This is a genomic window from Actinoplanes sp. NPDC049548 (genome assembly GCF_040676695.1).
GTDB lineage: Bacteria > Actinomycetota > Actinomycetes > Mycobacteriales > Micromonosporaceae > Actinoplanes.
Genome location: NZ_JBFAPM010000002.1, coordinates 81,008 through 98,956 on the forward strand (window position 1 = coordinate 81,008; position 17,949 = coordinate 98,956).

At 72.2% G+C, this 17,949-nt stretch carries 12 protein-coding genes; 4 read left to right on the forward strand and 8 right to left on the reverse strand.

The features are described from left to right. Positions 1-85 precede the first annotated feature (85 nt). The 3 genes from AB0J80_RS04515 to AB0J80_RS04525 form a co-directional block, all read right to left on the reverse strand. Positions 86-1,444: a family 16 glycosylhydrolase gene (locus AB0J80_RS04515; protein WP_364700333.1), complete on the reverse strand. Its 1,359-nt coding sequence runs from the start codon at positions 1,442-1,444 to the stop codon at positions 86-88. 116 nt (positions 1,445-1,560) lie between these two features. After that, a complete protein-coding gene (locus tag AB0J80_RS04520) occupies positions 1,561-2,475 on the reverse strand; it encodes a glycoside hydrolase family 88 protein (RefSeq protein ID WP_364700335.1) in 915 nt (304 codons plus the stop codon). Beyond that, positions 2,472-3,410, reverse strand: coding sequence for a ribose-phosphate pyrophosphokinase (locus AB0J80_RS04525; RefSeq protein ID WP_364700337.1), 939 nt, complete (start codon positions 3,408-3,410; stop codon positions 2,472-2,474). The genes AB0J80_RS04520 and AB0J80_RS04525 overlap by 4 nt, the downstream gene beginning before the upstream one ends. A 208-nt stretch (positions 3,411-3,618) precedes the next feature. On the opposite strand from AB0J80_RS04525, the gene AB0J80_RS04530 reads away from it, so the two are divergent. Then, positions 3,619-5,067: a hypothetical protein gene (locus tag AB0J80_RS04530; protein ID WP_364700339.1), complete on the forward strand. Its 1,449-nt coding sequence runs from the start codon at positions 3,619-3,621 to the stop codon at positions 5,065-5,067. Here the strand turns inward: AB0J80_RS04530 and AB0J80_RS04535 are convergent. The 3 genes from AB0J80_RS04535 to AB0J80_RS04545 are packed head-to-tail and all read right to left on the reverse strand — an operon-like array spanning position 5,054 to position 7,758. Then, a complete protein-coding gene (locus AB0J80_RS04535; protein WP_364700341.1) occupies positions 5,054-5,518 on the reverse strand; it encodes an OsmC family protein in 465 nt (154 codons plus the stop codon). The two genes, AB0J80_RS04530 and AB0J80_RS04535, sit on opposite strands and share 14 nt — an antisense overlap. 2 nt (positions 5,519-5,520) lie before the next feature. Further along, positions 5,521-6,531 carry a magnesium transporter CorA family protein gene (locus tag AB0J80_RS04540; RefSeq protein WP_364700343.1) on the reverse strand — a complete coding sequence of 337 codons (1,011 nt, stop codon included), beginning with the start codon at positions 6,529-6,531 and terminating at the stop codon, positions 5,521-5,523. 30 nt (positions 6,532-6,561) lie between these two features. After that, positions 6,562-7,758 carry a polysaccharide lyase family 7 protein gene (locus AB0J80_RS04545; RefSeq protein WP_364700345.1) on the reverse strand — a complete coding sequence of 399 codons (1,197 nt, stop codon included), beginning with the start codon at positions 7,756-7,758 and terminating at the stop codon, positions 6,562-6,564. Between the two features lie 305 nt (positions 7,759-8,063). On the opposite strand from AB0J80_RS04545, the gene AB0J80_RS04550 reads away from it, so the two are divergent. The 3 genes from AB0J80_RS04550 to AB0J80_RS04560 all read left to right on the forward strand — a co-directional run bounded on the left by AB0J80_RS04550 (position 8,064) and on the right by AB0J80_RS04560 (position 17,062). Further along, positions 8,064-9,104, forward strand: coding sequence for a LuxR C-terminal-related transcriptional regulator (locus AB0J80_RS04550; RefSeq protein WP_364700347.1), 1,041 nt, complete (start codon positions 8,064-8,066; stop codon positions 9,102-9,104). Positions 9,105-9,217: 113 nt separating this feature from the next. Continuing rightward, entirely contained in the window at positions 9,218-9,784 is a 567-nt protein-coding gene (locus AB0J80_RS04555; RefSeq protein ID WP_364700349.1) for a GAF domain-containing protein, read from the forward strand. Positions 9,785-9,904: 120 nt separating this feature from the next. Continuing rightward, positions 9,905-17,062 (forward strand): CHAT domain-containing protein, encoded by a 7,158-nt coding sequence (locus AB0J80_RS04560; protein ID WP_364700351.1) that lies wholly within the window; start codon positions 9,905-9,907, stop codon positions 17,060-17,062. Here the strand turns inward: AB0J80_RS04560 and AB0J80_RS04565 are convergent. Together AB0J80_RS04565 and AB0J80_RS04570 are read right to left on the reverse strand one after the other, a co-directional pair. Continuing rightward, entirely contained in the window at positions 17,037-17,642 is a 606-nt protein-coding gene (locus tag AB0J80_RS04565) for a hypothetical protein (protein WP_364700353.1), read from the reverse strand. The two genes, AB0J80_RS04560 and AB0J80_RS04565, sit on opposite strands and share 26 nt — an antisense overlap. Next, on the reverse strand, positions 17,632-17,940 hold the full coding sequence (locus AB0J80_RS04570) for a hypothetical protein (RefSeq protein ID WP_364700355.1): 309 nt from the start codon (positions 17,938-17,940) through the stop codon (positions 17,632-17,634). Before AB0J80_RS04570 ends, AB0J80_RS04565 begins: the two co-directional genes overlap by 11 nt. Positions 17,941-17,949 lie beyond the last annotated feature (9 nt).

The following is a 17,949-nucleotide window of genomic DNA, read 5'->3' on the forward strand; positions in this document are numbered from 1 at the left end:
GACGGGTTCATCGGCGCAGTCGCCCACTTCTTGAGCAGATCCAGAGGTTGGTGCCCGGTCGCGGCGGTGGCCAGGTGGTGCGTGGTCAGGCCGGCCGCTTCCACTGCTGGTTGGCTCCACCGCGGCAGTCCCAGATCTGCAACGGCGTACGGTCGGCGGAGCTGACGTTCCGGGCGTCGAGGCATCGGCCGGAGTTCACCGCGCGCAGCGTGGCGCCGGTCGCCGTCCATTTCTGGTTGCTGCCGCCGGTGCAGTCCCAGAGCTGTACGCGGGTGCCGTTGGCGGTGCCGACGCCCGCGACGTCCATGCACTTGCCAAGGGCACGGAGCGTGCCGTCTTTGCCGACGGTCCACTGTTGTGCGGGACTGTTGTTGCAGGTGTAGAGCTGAACCACAGTGCCGTTCGCCGGGTTGGCGTCAGCCACGTCCACGCACTTGCCGCCGAGACCGACGATCGGGCCGGTGGGCCCGGTCGGTGAGACGGTCGGCGGGTTGGACCGCGATGGCGACGTGGCAGCCGGGGGATTCGGCGGCGTGCCGTCCTGGTTGTAGGCGTAAACGCGAACGTAGTCGACGATCATCTGTTGCGGCAGGACGCTGTCGACCGGAGCGCCCGGCCAATCGCCGCCGACGGCGACGTTGAGCAACATGTAGAACGGCTGGTCGTTGAAGACCCACTTGGTACCGGCGGGAATGTTCGCGGGGGTGCTCTCGTGGTAGACGGTGCCGTCCAGTGACCATTTCACCGAGTTCGGTGACCAGTCGATCGCGTACCGGTGGAAATCGGCGGACAGGTCGGTTCGGATCGAAGTGTCGCCACCACGGTGAGTCGTATCCTCCCCGTCGTAGCCGGGGCCGTGGATCGTGCCGTAGACCGTCTTCGGCTCGTCGCCGACGTTCTCCATGATGTCGATCTCACCGTTGGCGGGCCAGTCACCGTCGTTGCCCATCGCCCAGAAGGCGGGTAGCAGCCCTGGACCGCGGGGAATCTTGATGTTCGCCTCGAAGCGACCGTACTTCTGGCTGAACTTCGTCTCGGTCTTGATCCGTCCAGAGGTGTACTTGGCGCCCTCTTTCCGCGCTGTTATCACCAGGTGGCCCTGGCCGTCGCGCTGGACGTTGGCAGTGCTGTCGGTGTAGGTCTGATACTCGTTGTTACCCCACTGCTCGCCGAATCCGATGTCATACGTCCACTTGCTGGGATCGATCCGCGAACCGGCGGGACCGTCGAATTCGTCCGCCCAGGTCAGCTGGTCGAAGGTGCCGGTGGTGGCGGCCGACGCGTTGCCGATCATCGGCACCGCGATGGCGACACCGACCCCGACACCGAGCAGGGCCAGCGCAGCGACAGTGGCTTTTCTGGGCAAGGGAGCGATACCTCCAGCGAGGGGGGGTGACATGACCGGCAGCGGACCATTGCAGGCGTATGAGGTGTAGCGGCCCATGGAGGCAAGGCGCCATAAAACAAAGCTGAACTTAAGCCTCGTTGATCAAAAGGTCACGCACGATGACCCTTATGACCCCGTAGGGACTCGGCGGCCCGCCCGGCATGCGTCGGGAGTCAGGCCGCCGCGGTGGCCAGGAGATGGAAGGCCTGGGCCTCGCTGGAGGCGCCCGGCCGGTCGAAGTGCGGTGAGGCGGCAGCGCCGCGCACGACGCCGTACTCGTCGATCTGCCGGGCGGCGGCCGCGAGCAGGTCACGGCCGGTCCCGGCGTACTCGGGCGGCAGCCAGCCGTCGGCCGCACCGGTCAGCGCCGCATAAGCGAACATCTGCGCCGCGTTGGTCTCCCGGAACGTCGCCGGATCGTCGAGCACGTCGTGGAACAGCCCGTCCGGCCGCCGTAGGGCCAGGCAGGCGTCGAGCACCTCGCGGCCGTGGGCGGCGAGCCGCTCGCGTTCGGGGAAGTCCGGCGCGAGGCGCAGCGTCCTGGCCACCGCCGCGACGACCCAGCCGTTGCCGCCGCCCCAGCGGCCCGCGCGGCGCAGGGAGCCGGTCTCCTCCGACCAGATCGCCGAGTAGAGGCCGTCGCGGCACAGCCGGGTCCGGTGCCCCTCGACCTGCTGCCAGGCGACGTCCGGCCGGCCGCTCAGCGCCAGGAACGGCACCACCATGTACACCGTGTCGGCCCAGACCTCGCGGCCGCCGAGCAGGTGGAAGATCGTGCCGTCGGCGGCCCGGGGTGCGTCGGACACCAGCCAGGCGAGCTGCCGCCGGGCCGCTTCGGCGAAGATCGTCTTTCCGGTACGCCGGTACGCCGCCAGCACCGCCTCGCCGCACGCGGCCCCGTTGACCGCGCCCGCCTCGTCGTCCACGTCGCCGAGCCGCCCGTCGGGGGCCTGCCGGACCACCGCCGCCTCCGCGAGCAGCAACGCCAGGTCGTCGTGGCCCAGGTCGAGCGCGGCCTGCGCGGCGACGCCCTGCTCCCAGGACTGCCGCTGCATAGCCAGCAGCGCCGTGAGCACCGGGCCGGTCACGAGAACAGCGCGCTGACCGACTCGCCGTTGTGGATCCGGCGCATCGCCTCCGCGAGCGCGGGCGCCACCGACAGCACCGTCAGCTTGTCGGTGCGGTTGGCGTCCGGGATCGGCACGGTGTTGGTGCAGACGATCTCCTCGATGTCCTTCTCCTCGGACAGCCGCTGCACCGCCTGGGACGCGAAGAGGCCGTGGGTGCAGGCGACCCGGATGCTGCGGGTGTTGCGCTCGCGCAGCCGCCCGAGCAGCTCGAAGACCGTGCTGCCCTTGGCGATCTCGTCGTCCAGGATGATCACGTCGCGGTCGGCCACCTCGCCGATGACCGAGCTGATCACCACCTTGTCGTCGGCGTACCGCTGCTTGGCGCCGGCCGCGACCTCGATGCCGAGCATCCGGGCGAAGGCCGCCGCCTCCTTCGCGTTGCCCAGGTCCGGGGAGACGACGACGGTGTTGCTCAGGTCGTACCCGCGGAAGTGGTGGGCCAGCTCGCGCAGCGCGTGCAGGTGGTCGACCGGGATGCTGAAGAAGCCGTGGACCTGCGGGGAGTGCAGGGTCATGGCGAGGATCCGGTGCGCGCCCGCGGTCTGCAGCAGGTCGGCGACGAGGCGGCCGCCGATGGAGATGCGCGGGGCGTCCTTCTTGTCGCTGCGGGCGTACGCGTAATGCGGCAGGACCACGGTGATCCGGCCGGCCGAGGCACCGCGCGCGGCGTCGAGCATGAAGAGCAGCTCGACGAGGTTCTCCTGGACCGGCGGGACGAGCGGCTGGATGAGGAAGACGTCCCGCTCGCGGCAGTTGCCCTGCAGCTGCACCTCGATGCAGTCGTTGGCGAACCGGGACGTCTTGGTCGGCATCAACGGCACGCCGAGGTGCTCGCAGATCTCCGCCGCCAATGCGGGATGGGCGCTTCCGGTGAACACGGCGATGTCACGCACGGGCTCACCCTAGTGTCCGGGTCGCTGACACGGACGAGGGACCACCGTGCCCGCTCGCACCGCCGATGCTGCCTGAACAATCCGGACGTGGTGTGACCGGACACCGCACTACGGGTAATCCCGGGCACCGTCCGCCGCCGAGCCTTGCCACCCTCGCGGCCCGACCCGTTGAGTCGTCCTCAGAGGACCTTGCGCCCGGGGAGGACATGTGAGCGCCGCACACTGTGCCGACGACCGTCTCACCGTGGCGGATGCGGTACGCCGGCACGGCCCCCTGACCGGTGCCCACCTGCGGCACTTCGCCGAGCAGCTGGGTCACACGCTCGCCGACCTGCACCGCGAGGGTCGCTCGCACGGCGCGCTGACGCCCGACGCGGTGGTGGTGGACGGGAACCGGCTCCGGCTGACCGACCCGGGATCCGGTGCGGGTCTGCCGGCGTTCACCGCCCCCGAGGCACTGAGCCGCGAGCCGGGCCGGTCGGCGACCCCCGCGCAGGACGTCTACGCCTGGGGCTGTCTCGTCGCGTACGCCGCGACGGGGCGGTCACCGTTCGCCGGCGACAGCGCCCCGGCCGTCCTGAGCGCCGTCATCGCCGGCCGGCCGCGGCTGGACGAGCTTCCCGAGCCGCTGCGCCACGTCGCCGGCCTGGCGCTGGCCAAGGACCCGATGGCCCGGCCGTTCGCGGCGAACCTGGTGGCGCTGCTGGCGGGCACGGCGACACCGGGGAAGGCCGCCGGGCGCGACGACAGCGAGCGGTTCCGGCGCTTCTTCACCGACGAGCTCGAGGCCGTGGGCCCGGACAAGCCTTACCGGGGTGCGCACGCCCGCCGGGGACGCGGCCGCTGGCCCGTGGCGGTCGCCGTGGTGGCGGCGCTCGGCGGCGGGGCTGCCGTCGCGGTGACCCAGGCGGACGTGAACACCGGGCCGCGTCAGGTCGCCGGTCGACCGATCGCGGGTGGCCGGGCCGCCGGGGCTCCCGACGACGAGCCGGCGGCCTCCCCGCCGGGGGCGGAAGCGGACGAGCCGGCCGTCTCCCCGCTGCGGGGAGACCCGGTCGAGCCGACGGTCTCCCCGCTGCGGGCGGAACCGGTCGAGCCGGCCGGCGGTGAACCGATCGTGCGCGACCGCCTGGCGCGGCCCGGCGCCTGGACGGACCTCAGGCTCGTCGCCGGCTTCGGCGGCTGCGTGGTCGACGACGGGCTGCGGGCGACCCTCGGACAGCCCGGCGTGCTGCCCTGCCGGGGGCCGCAGGAGGAGATGACCGACGACATCGGCGTGCAGGTCACCGCCAGGCTTGAGTCGCCGGGCGCGTGCGCGACGATCTGGTTCCACTGGCGCCCGGACGGCCGGGGAAGCGCGCTGCGCCTCTGCGAACGGCGGATCGAGATCGCCGCCGACCCCGCGGTCGGGTCCACGGTCCACGGGCGGCTGGCTCTCGACCCGCCGGTGGCCCGCGCCGCGCCGACCCGGCTGCACCTCGTGCTCCGCGACCGGCGGGCCGAGGTGTGGCGGAACCACCGGTACGTGGGTGCGGTCGAGCTGCCCGCCACCGAGCGGGATCACGGCCAGGTCCGGCTGGGGCTGACCGGGGTGCCGGCCGAGGGCCGCGCGCCGTACCGGGCGACCTTCACCGACGTGGACATCAGGTCGCTGTGACGACCACCGTCGGGCGTACGGTCACCGTCGAGTTCAGCGAGTTGGCGATGTAGCACTCGTCGTGCGCCTGGCCGACGAGCCGCACCACCAGCTCCTCGTCCGTGCCGGGTGCGACGTGCACGACCGGGTTCAGCTCGATGCGCTCGATCCGCGCGCCGCGCAGGTCCTCGCTGAGATGGCCGGTGGCATCGTCGGTGTAGCGCAGCACGTCGACGTGCTTGCGGGCCGCCACCGACAGGAACGACAGCAGCTGGCACGAGCTCGCCGCGAGGACGACGAGCTGCTCGGGGTTCAGCAGGTCCGCATCGCCCCGGAAGTGCGGGTCGGCGCTCAGCCGCAGCTCGGCCTGAGCGGGCGGGGCGGTCGCGGTGTGCGCCCGCGGGTACGCCCGGTACCCCTGTCCCGTCGAGCCGTCCCATTCCAGTCCGGCCCGGTGCACGAGTGCTGCCATGGTCAGAGCCAACCACGCCGCTTGAGGTACAGGTAGAGCCCGCCCGCGGAGATCACGATGAGGATCAGGCTGGCGAGGAACCCCGAGTAGCGCTCGTAACCCCAGTAGGGCACGTTCTGGCCGAAGAAGCCGGTCAGCGCGGTCGGGACGGCGATGATGGCAGCCCACGCGGCGAGCTTGCGGGTGATGTCGTTGAGCTCGTTGCTCTGCTCGTTGAGGTCGGCCTCGAGCAGCCCGTTGATGCGCTCGCGGGCGCTGTCGATCGTCTCGGTGGCCCGGCGCGCGTGGTCGTCGACGTCCCGGTAGTACGGCGCGAGGCGCTCGTCCACCAGCGCGCTCTCGAGACGCAGCACGTCGGCGATGAGGCCGGCCATCGGTGCAACCGGGCGGCGCAGTGCGGCGAGGGCCTTGCGCAGGCCGAAGCCGTACATCCGGACGGGCCGTGGCGCGCCGCCCTCGTCGAGCATCGTGTCCTCGGTCTTGTCCATCGCCTCGTCGAGGGCGCGCGCTGCCGCGAAGTGCCCGTCCACGACGACGTCGAGCATGCCGTAGACGAGGAACGCGACCCCTCCGTGCTTCGCCAGCTCGGCGTCGGCGTCCCAGCGCTCGACGAACCGCGAGACGTCGCTGGCGGACTTCCGCACGGTGATCAGGGCTTGTTCGGTGATGAACGCGCTGATCTCGGTCTTGTCCATCTCCGGCACGGGGCCGTCGGTGGTCACGCGTACGTCGTATACGTTCATGAAGAGGTGATCGGGATAGCGGTCGAGCTTGGGCCGCTGGTGGTCGTGCACGGCGTCCTCGACGGCGAGGGGGTGCAGCTGGAACTCGGCCGCGACGGCGCGCAGGTCGTCCTCGTCGGGGTCGAACAGGTCGAGCCAGAGCACGGCGTCGGGATGCTCCCCGAGCAGCCGCGGGATCTCGTGCGCGCCGAAGCCCTCGGCCACCACCCCGCCGCCCTCGTAGAGCCGGGTCGCGGTGGGGCAGGCGGGCATAGCGGGTGTCTGTGTCACGGCACTCCACTATGCCCCACCTGCGGAGGCTCAGCCGTGCGAGACGGTCAAGGTGTAGAACTTCACCTTCGCGCCGTTCGTGGTGCTCTCCGACGAGCTCTGGTTGTACGAGCCGGCCTTGAAGTACTGCTTGTACGGGTTGAAGGACGACGGGATGGAGTAGCTCGTCCGCGTACCGTTGATCGTGAGGTTGATCTTGTTGCCCGTGACGTTGATGACGTAGCTCCACCGGGTGCCCAGCGGCACGTTCCCGACCGCGTGCAGGGTCTGGCCGCCGGCCGGCGAGTTCTCCGCGCCGAGGTGGATGTCGCCGTTGGGGCGGTAGTAGAGCTCGAGCAGCGGCTTGGTCGACGAGCCGCCCGAGCCGAGATGCACCTGACCCACGCAGACGTTCTTGGTCACCTGTGTCACGCGCAGGTTCGCGCTCAGCGTGTGGTTGCCGGCCAGGGGCCAGTCGGCGGCACTGCCGTTGGCGTTCATCTCCCGCAGCTCCGACCGGGCGTAGTTCGAGTTCGGCGTGGTGACCCCCTTCTCCGGCGCGAAGAAGGTCATCGACCCGTCGTTGCGGTCGGTGAAGAAGTACGCCGGGTTGGTGTACCCGTTCGGGCCCTTGAGCTGCGACGGCGGGATCGTGGTGGGTGCGCCCGGCGAGCCGACCGGCAGCTGCAGCGACCAGACCGAGAGGTTGAAGTTGCCGCCCGGGGCGACGTTCGGGTCGAGGCCGGACGGCGGCGTGGTCGGGGTGCTGCCACCACCGGGGAGCGTCCAGGCCTGGTTGGCGGCGCCGGTGCAGGACCAGATCTGCAGCTGGTTGCCGTTGGGCGTGCTCTGCCCGGTGACGTCGAGGCACTTGCCCGAGCCGGTGTTGACCAGGCTGCCGCCGGAGACCGTCCACTTCTGCGCGGCCGTGCCGTTGCAGTCGTAGAGCTGCACCTTGGCGCCGTTGACCGTCGAGCCGGCGGCGACGTCCATGCACTTGCCGAGGGCGCGGATCGTGGTGTCGGAGGAGTCGACGGTCCACGTCTGGGCCGCCGAGCCGTTGCAGTCGTAGAGCTGGACGTGCGCGCCGTTGGCCGAACTGGCACCGGCGACGTCGACGCACTTGCCGCCGAGCCCGGTGATGGCCCCGGCCGCGGCGGCGCCCGCACCGGTGATACCGAGGACGCCGAGGGCTCCGACGACGGCGGCCGAACTGACGATGGCGAGGAGGGTGGTACGGCGTCTCATGGGGAACCTTCCGCCATGGGGGAATAGGCAAGGTAGCGAACAATTAACTCCGGCCTAGGTGCGCTGTCAACCGCCCCCATCCTGGTTCAATCGCCGTTTGCGCAGCTCAGACAACTATTCATAAAGTTAAATTAAGTCATCTGTTTTGCGGCTGAGATCAGCTCGCGTCCGTGACTCACGGGATGATCTCGCGGCTTCGGGGGTACAGGTCGTCCACGGCACCACCCACATTGACGACGCCCTGGCAGGCCTTCGCCTGGTAGGAACGAACAACGCGGAACGAAACCGTGGAGCGGAGGTTCACTATGGTCTCGCCCGCACGGGCCCGGCAGGCCCTCGGTGCCGTCGCCGGGATCGCGTCGATGGCGGGCTCGGTGACCGACCGCGCCGAAGCGCTGGTGGAGCCGCTGCGGCAGATCACACCCTTCGACGCCGTCTTCCTCACCCTGTTCGATCCGGAGCGCCGCTTGCAGGTGCCGGTGCTGCGGCAGGGCTACCCGGAGCCGGCCAGCCGGGGCCTGGACGGGGAGCAGTTCACCCGCGACGTCGAGCTCGCGGGCATGCACGGGCCGAGCGGGCCCGTGCGGGCCGGCGACCTGCCGGTGCCGGTGGAGACGCTGCCGACCTGGTCGCAGTATCTCTACCCAGCGGGGTTCCGGGAGGGCCTGGCCATCTCGTTGTTCAGCGCCGACGGCCGCTACCTCGGCGTCCTCAACACCAGCAGTGCGGACCCCCGTCCGGCCAGCGACGCCGCGTGTGCCGTGCTGGCGCAGATGGCACCCTTCGTCGCCTCGGCGGTCGATCCCATGCGCAGCGTCAGCGCGGTCGCCGACCTCGTCGCCGGCGCTGCAGCGGGGGTGGTGCTCACCCGGGCCGGCGGCGCCGTGCCGTTGCCCGGGCTACCCGGCCATCGGCTGCTCGCGCCCGGCTCCGCGCTGCTGGCGGCGGCCCACTCGCGGTTGACCGGCGACTCGGTGCAGACCAGCTTCCTATGCCCCGCCGACGGTGACACCGAGCCGTCGTGGCTGCTCGTGCGCGCCCTGAGATGCCCGTCCCAGCCGCCGTGGTACCTGTCCACCGCGGTGCTGCTGTGTCCCCCGCCGGATCTGCGCGGGCTGACCCGGCGCGAGCTGGAGGTGCTCGGTCTGCTCATCGAGGGGTGGAGCAACGCCCGGATCGCCGACGGGTTGTCGCTGAGCCTGCGGACCGTCGTCACGCACATGGAGCACATCATGACCAAGTTCGACGCCGCCTCGCGCACCATGGCCGCGATCAGGGCGTCCCGGCAGGGCCTGTACGTGCCACCGGAGCTGAGCCTCACGGCGGCGCCGGACGTCGAGCGGTAGCCGGACGCCGTATCGGAATTCCTTCCGATGCGGACGATCTGCGCATCCCGGTACGGTCGCGTCGTGACACCGGGAAAGCCGATCGAGGTGCAGGGCGTCCCGCACCTCCTGGCGTGGGCGCGGAGATGACGCCGGACGACGACTTCGGCGCCGCCCGCCTGCTGTCCCGGCTGCACCTGCTGCTCCAGGCGGCGACGGCATCGCCTCGCGACCCGGAGGTCCTGGAGCTGGCGCTGATCCAAGCGGTCGCGGCGACCGGCGCCGACAGCGCGGTCCTCGGCACCTTGCGACGCCGCGACATCCTCGACGTGCGGCTGCTCGCCGGAACCGGCGGCCCGATGCACGAGGTCGGCGCCCTCCACGTCGGATCCCGATATCCCCTGACCGACGCGATCGTGCAGGAGAAGCCGGTCTGGCTGTCGTCGCCGCCGGAGATCCGGTCCTCCTACCCCACGGCAGGTGGCCTCTGGGGACGCGCCTTCGCCGCCTTGCCGCTGATGGTGCGGCAGGTGCCGGTGGGCGCGATAGGTGTCATCCACGACGCCGCGGGTCACTACCACACCGGCGTCGAACGCGTCTTCCTCAGCACGGTCGCGGACGTCTGCGCCACCATCGTGTCCGTCTCCCCGGACCACCGATGGCCGATGGAGGTGGGGCACGAGCCGTACTCGTCCGGGTGACATGGTGGATGGTCCTTTCGGGTGTCGGAGACTGTCGAAGGCACGGTGCGGTCCCCCGCGACGGGAGCGCATAGTGGAGACGGCACTGACGAACTCACGCGAGGACGGTGAGAAGCCGGCATGAACGGCGGCGAGCGGCACCGTCGATGGAGCACCGACGCGGTCGCCGCGGCCGCCCAGCTCCTGTTCCGCGGCACCGAGCTCTCGTCGTTCACCCCGGGCCAGTTCGAGGCCGCCGCCGGGCCGGCGCTCCGGCTCGCCTCGCTGGCTGCCGCGGCCACCTTGGACACCGGAGCCGTTCCAACCGATCCGGTGCCGCCGGCCCTGCTGGCGAAACTCTCGGAGTTCAGCGCGCAGACGCTGCTGGTCAGCCTCTTCGACCTGGGACAGGCCCTCGACCTGTGGTCGCTGCTGTGGCGGGGCCGCGAGTTGAACAGCCAGCTGTGGCGCGACTCGGATCTTCCCCAGCACACCATCGCGGCGCTGCGCCGCCGGCTGGAGGAACGCCGCCCGCTCGCCTGGTGGACGACCGCCCACGACTGGGTGACCCTGCAGCGCGCGGAGCTCGACCGGCGGGTGCAGCGCGCCAAGGAGATCGACCGGGCGCTGGCGTCGACCCTGCTGGACCGGGCCCTGGCCGACCTGGACGCCGCGCTGACGGCCGGCGAGCCGGCCGCGACCGGGCTGGACGGCCTCGACTTCGAGGCCCAGGTCCGCAGCTACGCCCGGCAGAACAACATCGACTCCTCGGGCAAGCGCGTCCACCACATGCCGGCGGCCCTGCAGGCGGTCGCCGCACAGGCGGCGACCATCGCGCCGCACGCACCGTGGGCGGTCCCGCCGCCCGACGGGCTTGCCGACATCGCCGCACTGCTGTCCGAACTGGCGGAGCACCGGCCGTCACTGGCGGACGCCTTCCAGATCCTCGCCGAGCCGGTGTCCGCGGAGGACCGCCAGGAGGAGCTCGACGGTCTCGCCCTCTCACTGCTGGAGACCCTCGACGACGAGCAGGTGCGGATCGCGGCCGCCCGCGAGCTGCACGCCCTGGGCGCCCGGGGCGCGCTCATCGACCAGGCGCTCACGATCCTGGCGGAGTTCGAACAGCGGATCAGCGACCTGGAGGCGGCCGCGAGCTCGCTGCCGACCCAGGCCCAGGACCTGCTCGCACTCGCCCGCGCCGCCCTCGACGAGTACGACCTGCAGTTCGGTTCCGAATGCCTGGCCGGCTACCACCGCGTCATGGACTGGACCGCGTTCCGCGAGGACCTCGCGGCCCTGGAGGCCGACAGCGGCGAGCTGCCCGAGGCCGAGCGGGACAGGACCCGGCGGATCCTGCGGGCCGCCGAGATCACCTGGTCCGACTGGAACGCCCCGCCGCAGCGCGCCGAGGACGCCCGCAAGCTGCTCGCCGACCTCCGGGGCACCCCGGCCCAGCCGCCGCCCCCCGCCGACGCGGGCCGGCAGCCCACGGCGCGGCGTCCCGCCTCGACGCCGGTGAGCGAGGCCAAGCGGCTCTTCGAGACCCAGGGCGCGGAGGCCGCCGTCGCGGTCGCCTGGCCCGACCGCAGCCGGTGCCCGGACGCGCCGACCCGGTACTTCCTGTTCCGGGTGTTCCGGGCCCAGGTCCAGACCGGTCCCGCCGAGCAGCTGCTCATGCTGGCGGAGGCCGCCGGTCTCGCACGGGCCTTCGACTACCTCGCATACTGCCAGGTTCTCATCGCCGCCGGGGACCACGCCCGCGCGCGATCGGTCTTCGACAAGGCCGAGCTGCTGGGCGCGGACGAGAGTGCGCTGCGCAGCGTACGCCGGGCGCTGGCCCCCGCACCGGCCCCGGCCCAGCTACCTATCCTCACCGGATCGCCGGCCGCGGAGGTGCTGGCGTGGGTGGACCGGCTCGGCGCCGCGAACATCAGCGAGGACATCGCGCGGACCATCGTCGACACCCAGCGCGAGGAGAACGGGCTCGCCGCCGCCGCGGAGGTGGCGCTGCGGCTCGGTGCGGCGGTGCCCGGGATCGCCGGCCGCTTCTTCACCCGGTTGACGCGCCCGCAGATCGCCGCCCTCGCGCCCCGGGTCCGCACCGAGTTCGCCGAGCTCCTCGCCCGCGACTCCATCCAGGTCGTCGACCGCTGCGCGACGCTGTTCCTGGAGGCGAAGTGTGCGGCGGACGCCGCCACGCTGCTGCGCGCCGCCACGGCGACGCACTACAAACGCGACCTGCTACGGGTGCAACGACTGCTGCTGCAGGTCGTCAGCGCCGGCGATCCCCAGGAGGCCGAGCGGCTGCTCGCCGAGCAGATCTTCCCGCGACCCGGTGCCGACGTCGCCGCGCGGACGCCCGTGTTCGATCCGCAGCCTGCCAGCCAGCCGTACGGCGAGGCCAACATCAGCCTCACGAAGCACGTGCAGAAAGCGCGGGAGGCGATCGACGCGGGCGACCCGGCCGCCGCCGACCTGTGGCTGGCCGCGGTACGCGAAGGCAGGCGCATCGAGGCCCTCGCGACCACGCTGCACTACCTCATCGTCGCCGGGCGGGCAGCCGACGCGCTGCGGCTGGTGGCCAGTCCGAGGGACGTGCCCGTCTCCGCGCTGCCCTGGGTGGGCGTGCAGTGGAACATCGCGTGTGCGTACGCCGCCCTCGGCCACAACGACACCGCCGCCGCGCTGTTCGCCAAGCACGCGGAATGGATGGACCGCCCGTACCTGGCCTCGGACGCCCGCGCGGTGGCTCAGTTGTTCCGCGCCACCGGAAGACCGTTGCCCGCGGAGTACAGCCGTGCCCTGGCCGCGGCCGAGTCGACGCCTGGCCGGCCGCAAGGGCAGCGGACGGCACAACCTGCCGTCACCGGGTTGCGCGGGCTGCAGGACCGGTTCCGCCACATCCTGTTCACCAGCCGGCGCAAGGAGCCGGCGCCGACGGTCGAGCGGATCCCGGAGTATCCCGAGATGGCCGGCGTCCGGGAGGCGGCCGACACCCTGCTGGACCGCTACTACCTGCTCGTGCCGGCACGCATCGAACGGTCGTGGGACGGCGAGCTGGAGGCCGAGGCCGAGGCGGCGGTCAACCGGGCCGCCGCCCTCCTCGCCGAGGACGACGCCGCGGGTGCGGCGGCGGAGCTGACGAAGGCGTGGGAACAGCAGCCCACGCACGAGGGAATCATGAGTGACCTCGTCGGGCTGCTGGCCGGGCAGCGCCGCTGCGCCGAGGCGCGCTCGGTGGCGGACGCCGGCGGTGAGCGGGCGCTGCGCCACGACCTGCTGTGCGCGGTGGCGGCGGCGGAGGACGCCCCCGAACGCAGCCTCGAGTGCCTCATCACCGCCCAGCGCATGGAGGCGAGCGAGGTGCGGACCTTCGCCGTCGCCGCCCTCGCGCTGCGGCTGGGTAAGCGGGCCGATGCGGTGCGGGCCCTGGCCGAGGAGGCGCTGCGACACGTACCGGGGCAGTTGCGGATCACCGGCGGCCTGGCCGTCATGCTCGCCGCCGAGGACGCCGACCAGCAGACCGTCGACGCCGTCCTCACCCACTGCCGGACGTGGCCCGGCCCCGACGAGCTCGTCGAGTGCGTGGTGCGCAACGACGTCCCGTTCGACCTCGTCACCCTCCCGCGGTCGCTCACGCGGGAACACCTCGACCGGCTTGCCGACGGCTTCCTGCACCGGCCCGCACAGTGGAACGTCGCCCTGCACCAGCGTTTGCAGCGGCTGAGCCCCGACCGGCGGGCCGAGCGCCGCGACACCTACGAGTTCCTCGTGACCCGTGCCCTCGAGGACGGCATGCTGCGCCAGGCGGCCCAATACCTCTGCCGGTACGAGAAGGAGTACGGCCCGGAGGTCACGGCGGCGCTGCGGGAGACCGCCGAGGGCAAGTACCCGCCCTTCCGGCGGATCCTGCTCGACGCCAAAGCCGGCTCACAGCGGCTCTCCGCCGAGGAACGCGCCGAGTTCGACGCCCTGCGCGAGGGCTCGAAAGCCCTGGTGCCCCGGACCGCGGTGCGGGAGTTCGAGGCCGCGGTCAAGGCCGTCGCGGCGATGCCGGTGGACGTGCTCGTCGACGGCACCGCGCCGGAGCTCGAGGCCGTCTTCGCGGGACTGCGCGCGGTGATCCCGCCCTCGGCCCACAGCAGCACCGCCGACGACCTCACGAGCCTGTGGCGGTCACAGCTGGCCGACGCGGGCGCGATCCTGCGCCAGGGGCGGGCACTGAGCCACGCCGAGTTCGCCGAGGCCCGGCAGCGGCGCGCCCAGATCCTCCGGCTGTGCACCTCGGTGGACCCGCGGCTGCAGGCGGTGCTCAGGGACCTCAGCCGGGCGCTCTACGAGCCGTGGAAGGAGATCAACCGGCCACGCCGGGCGGTCTCGGTGACCTCGTTCCGCCCCAGCGGCGCCGCGGACCCGGCGCTGTTCGCCGGGCGCCAGCGGCACTTCGACCTCCTCAAGAGCGGTTTCGCCAAGCTCCCCGACCGCGGCGGCTGGGAGATCCACCACATCCACGGGCCGTCCGGCATGGGCAAGAGCTCCCTGGCCAAGGCCCTGGCTCCCCGCGAGGACGCCGGCGAGCTGCTGATCCCCGGCGTCGTTCCGCTGTGGATCAACTCCCAGTCGCTGGCCGACGCGGTCGAGCGGCACAAGCAGCCGCTGTTCCGCGCGCTCGCGGCGCTGGTGGTCGACCGCCACCAGGCGATCCGGACCATGTGCCCGCAGCTTGCCCTGCCGGACGTCGGGGTCCCCGGCGACGGGGAGACGGGCCGCGACTTCGTCCGCTGGGTCGACCGGAGCCTTCCGCAGGGCACGGCTTGGCTGCTGCTGCTCGACGAGTTCGACCACCTGGCGCGGCTTCCGGACGGGCGTGAGCTGGTCAGCGAGCTGCGGCAGGCGCGCGACGAGGAGGGCCACGCCTTCGGCGCGGTGCTGCTGTCCCGCTATGCCCCGCTGCGCCTCGACCAGATGCTCGGCGGCGTGCAGCTGGAAACCCTCGACGTGACGCTCGACTGCCTCGACGCCGCGGCGACCAGGACCGTGCTCGACCGCGGCATGCCCACCGGGCTGACCCTCACCGCGGAGGCGCACCAGCTGGCGTACGAGGTGACGCGTGGCTTCCCGCTGCACATCCAGCACCTCGGCAAGACCCTGGTGACGCACGCCGGCGGGGAACCGGGTGCGCTCGACGGTCCCGCCGTCACGGCCGCGGTGACCCGCTACCGCAACGACTCGGAGCTGGTCGAGCGGGAGCTGCTGCCTCGCACCATCCGCGGCCAGGACTACCGGCGCTCGATGGGCCCGACCCTGGAGCTGCTGGGCAGGGAGCTGCCCACCGACCGGCTGTTCCCCGAGGCCCACGTCTTCGCCGGGCTCGACAGCGCCCGGCGGCAGGAGGCCCGCGACCACCTCCGCCAGCTGTCGGAGGCGGGGCTGCTCGTGCGCGACGGGGACCTGCTGGGCTGGCTCAACCCGATCATCGCCGACTGGGCGGTGAAGCGTACGCGCGCCACGAGCGTCTCCGCGCTGACCGGCGGCACGGGACTGGGCGCCCAACTCCGCGAGAAGGGCTTCGAGCTGCTCAAGCAGGATCGCGAGAAGCAGGTCCTGCGGCGCGGTGCGCAGACGTACGACGCCGTCCCGGTGCCGGCGGAGCACGCGCCCGAGGTGACGTCGCTGTTGTCCGCGGCCTTCCGCGGGCTGCCGCAGCCGCAACGCGCCCAGTTCGAGGGGTTCTACGACCAGCACGTCGTGCTGCTGCGGCCGCAGCGGGACACCTCGCTGTCGTACCGGGTCCGTGCCGAGCCCGTCGAGATCGACCAGGCGGTGGAGTGGATCATCGATGCCGCGAGCACCCTGGTCTCGGTGGACCGCGAGGCCGGGCTGGCGCACGGCTGGCTGAGCCTGGCCCGGCTGGTCGACGTCGGCGGCCGGGTGTGGGTCACCGGGTGGGGCGAGTCCGCCGTCGCCCAGGCGCTGGGCCGCTGGCCGGCCAAGTGGGAGAAGGGCCACGTCCGCCGCGAACCCGAGGGTACGGCGAACGGCCAGGACGACGGGTTCGCGCTCGCGGTGATGCTGGCGCAGCTGCTGTCGTACTCTCCGTCGGCGCCGGAGACGCAGACGGGCGACCCGCCGTGCCAGACCGGGGCCGACGGCATCGCGGACCCCCGGTACCTGAACCTGCCGCGGCTGAACGTGGTGGACGATCCGGACGGCCGGTACCGCCGCCTGCTGGAGCTGCTCGAGGACCTGCTGCGGAGCCCGGCCTCGCCGCGCCAGGTGCGCAACGCCTTGCTGGAGTGGGCGGGCCGGGCCCCGATGCCGCAGACCACGGCGGTGCACAGCCAGATCGAGCTGCGGCTGCGGGCCACCGGGAACGCGGACTGGCGCGCCGCTCCCTTCCCCCTCGAGGTGACCGCCGGGTACGCCGACGGCCGTGAGGTCACCTACGAGACGGTCCTGGCCCCGCACGCCTGGGACCTGTTCTCCCGGTTCGTGCAGGACGTCCCGGCGATGCAGAGCGGCGACGAGCTGGCGAAGCTGGGTGCGCTGCTGCGGGAGGCACTGTTCGGGATGGACGTCCGGCTCGACGACCCGCTCTTCACCCGCCAGGACCCCGCCGGTCCGGTCACCCGCGTCGTCATCGTCGGGGACGCCGCGGTGCACCGGGTGCCGTGGGAGATGGCGGCCGTCGGGCCGAACAAGGCGTTGGCCGACGTCGCCTCGGTGGTGCGGCGGCTCGACGCGCACGTGACCGAGCCCGGGGAGCTGCAGCCGATCGCCCAGCATCTCGTGCTGGGCCGCCCCGGCGCCACGATGCCGACCGGCGTCGACGCCGACCAGGTGTCGTACGGCTGGGAGCAGTTCCGGCGGCACCAGGGGCGGGAGAGCGTCTTCCACTTCCTCGGCGAGGGCACGCCCGGAACCCTCTCGTGCGGCACGGACGAATGCGACCTGGTGCTCCTCGGCGACGTCCTGTTCAGCCGCAATACCGCGCTGGCGCTGCTCACCGCCTGCAACTCGAACGCACCGGACGCGGCCGGCGCCAGCACCGCGCTGCACCTGGCCCGCGGCGGCCTGCCGGCGGTGGTCGCCATGAACGGCAAGGTGCAGACCGACACGGCGGACGAGTTCGCCGCGACCCTGCTGGAACGCCTGCACGAGACCGGCGACATCGAGCTGGCCGTCCACGACGCGCGCCGCCGCATGGTCCACGGCTACGTATGGAACGGCGGCCTACCCGTGCTCTTCCTGTCGACGGCCGACGGCCGGCTGTTCAGGAGCAGCTCTGCGACTCGCTGAGGGCGTTCACCTGCGCCCGCTTCACGACCACGGCCTCCCCGAACACGGTGATCGCCACCTCGTCGGCGTCGAGGCGCACCAGCGGCCCGCAGAGGACCCGCCCGTCCACCAGCTCCATGCGGGCCATCGGGGCCTTCGCGGGCGGGCGCGGAAGGAACCACGCCAGCCCGACCGACACCACCAGCAGAGCGATCATGACCGCGCTCAGCCCGATGGCACGGTGGAGATGCCGGACCGTGGCCTCGCGCCGCGCCCGCTGATCGGTGGCCAGCGCGTCGATCGTCGTCCGTCGCTGCTGGACGACCGGCAGCCCCGCCGCGGCGCGGATGGCGAAGAAGCAGCCGGTCATGCCGGCCGCGATGGCGAGGACCACCACCGCGAACAGGAGCACCCGCAACGGCGTCGCGAGACCGGCGACCGGGTCCGGGCCCTTGAAGACGAGGACGGCGCTGAGAATGCCGGTGATCATCGCGATGCCGTTGCGCCAGCGCTCCGCCGAGTCGCGCAGCCGGGTGATGTCCGCGGTGAAGTCGGCGGTCAGCCGGTCGATGACCGTCGGGTCGTCGGGCTCAACGACCATCGGGCCGGCTCCACGTCACCTCGACCGGCCACCACGCCCCGCACCCCTTCCCCTCGGCCGGGCGTCCACGATGGCTCTCCTCGCAGGTGCAGTACTGGCGGTAGGCGTAGCTGCCGCTGCCGTAGAAGTCCAGCACGTGGATGCGTTCGTGGATGTCCACCTTGTCGCTGCACCGAGGGCACGTTCCGGACCCGATGAGATACTCGGGGTCGCCCGTGGACGGGATCAGCTCGACGTCGGCCCGGGCGAGGAAGCCCGCACCGGCATCACAGCGCTCTTTCTGGTACGGCACCTTCACAGGTGCACC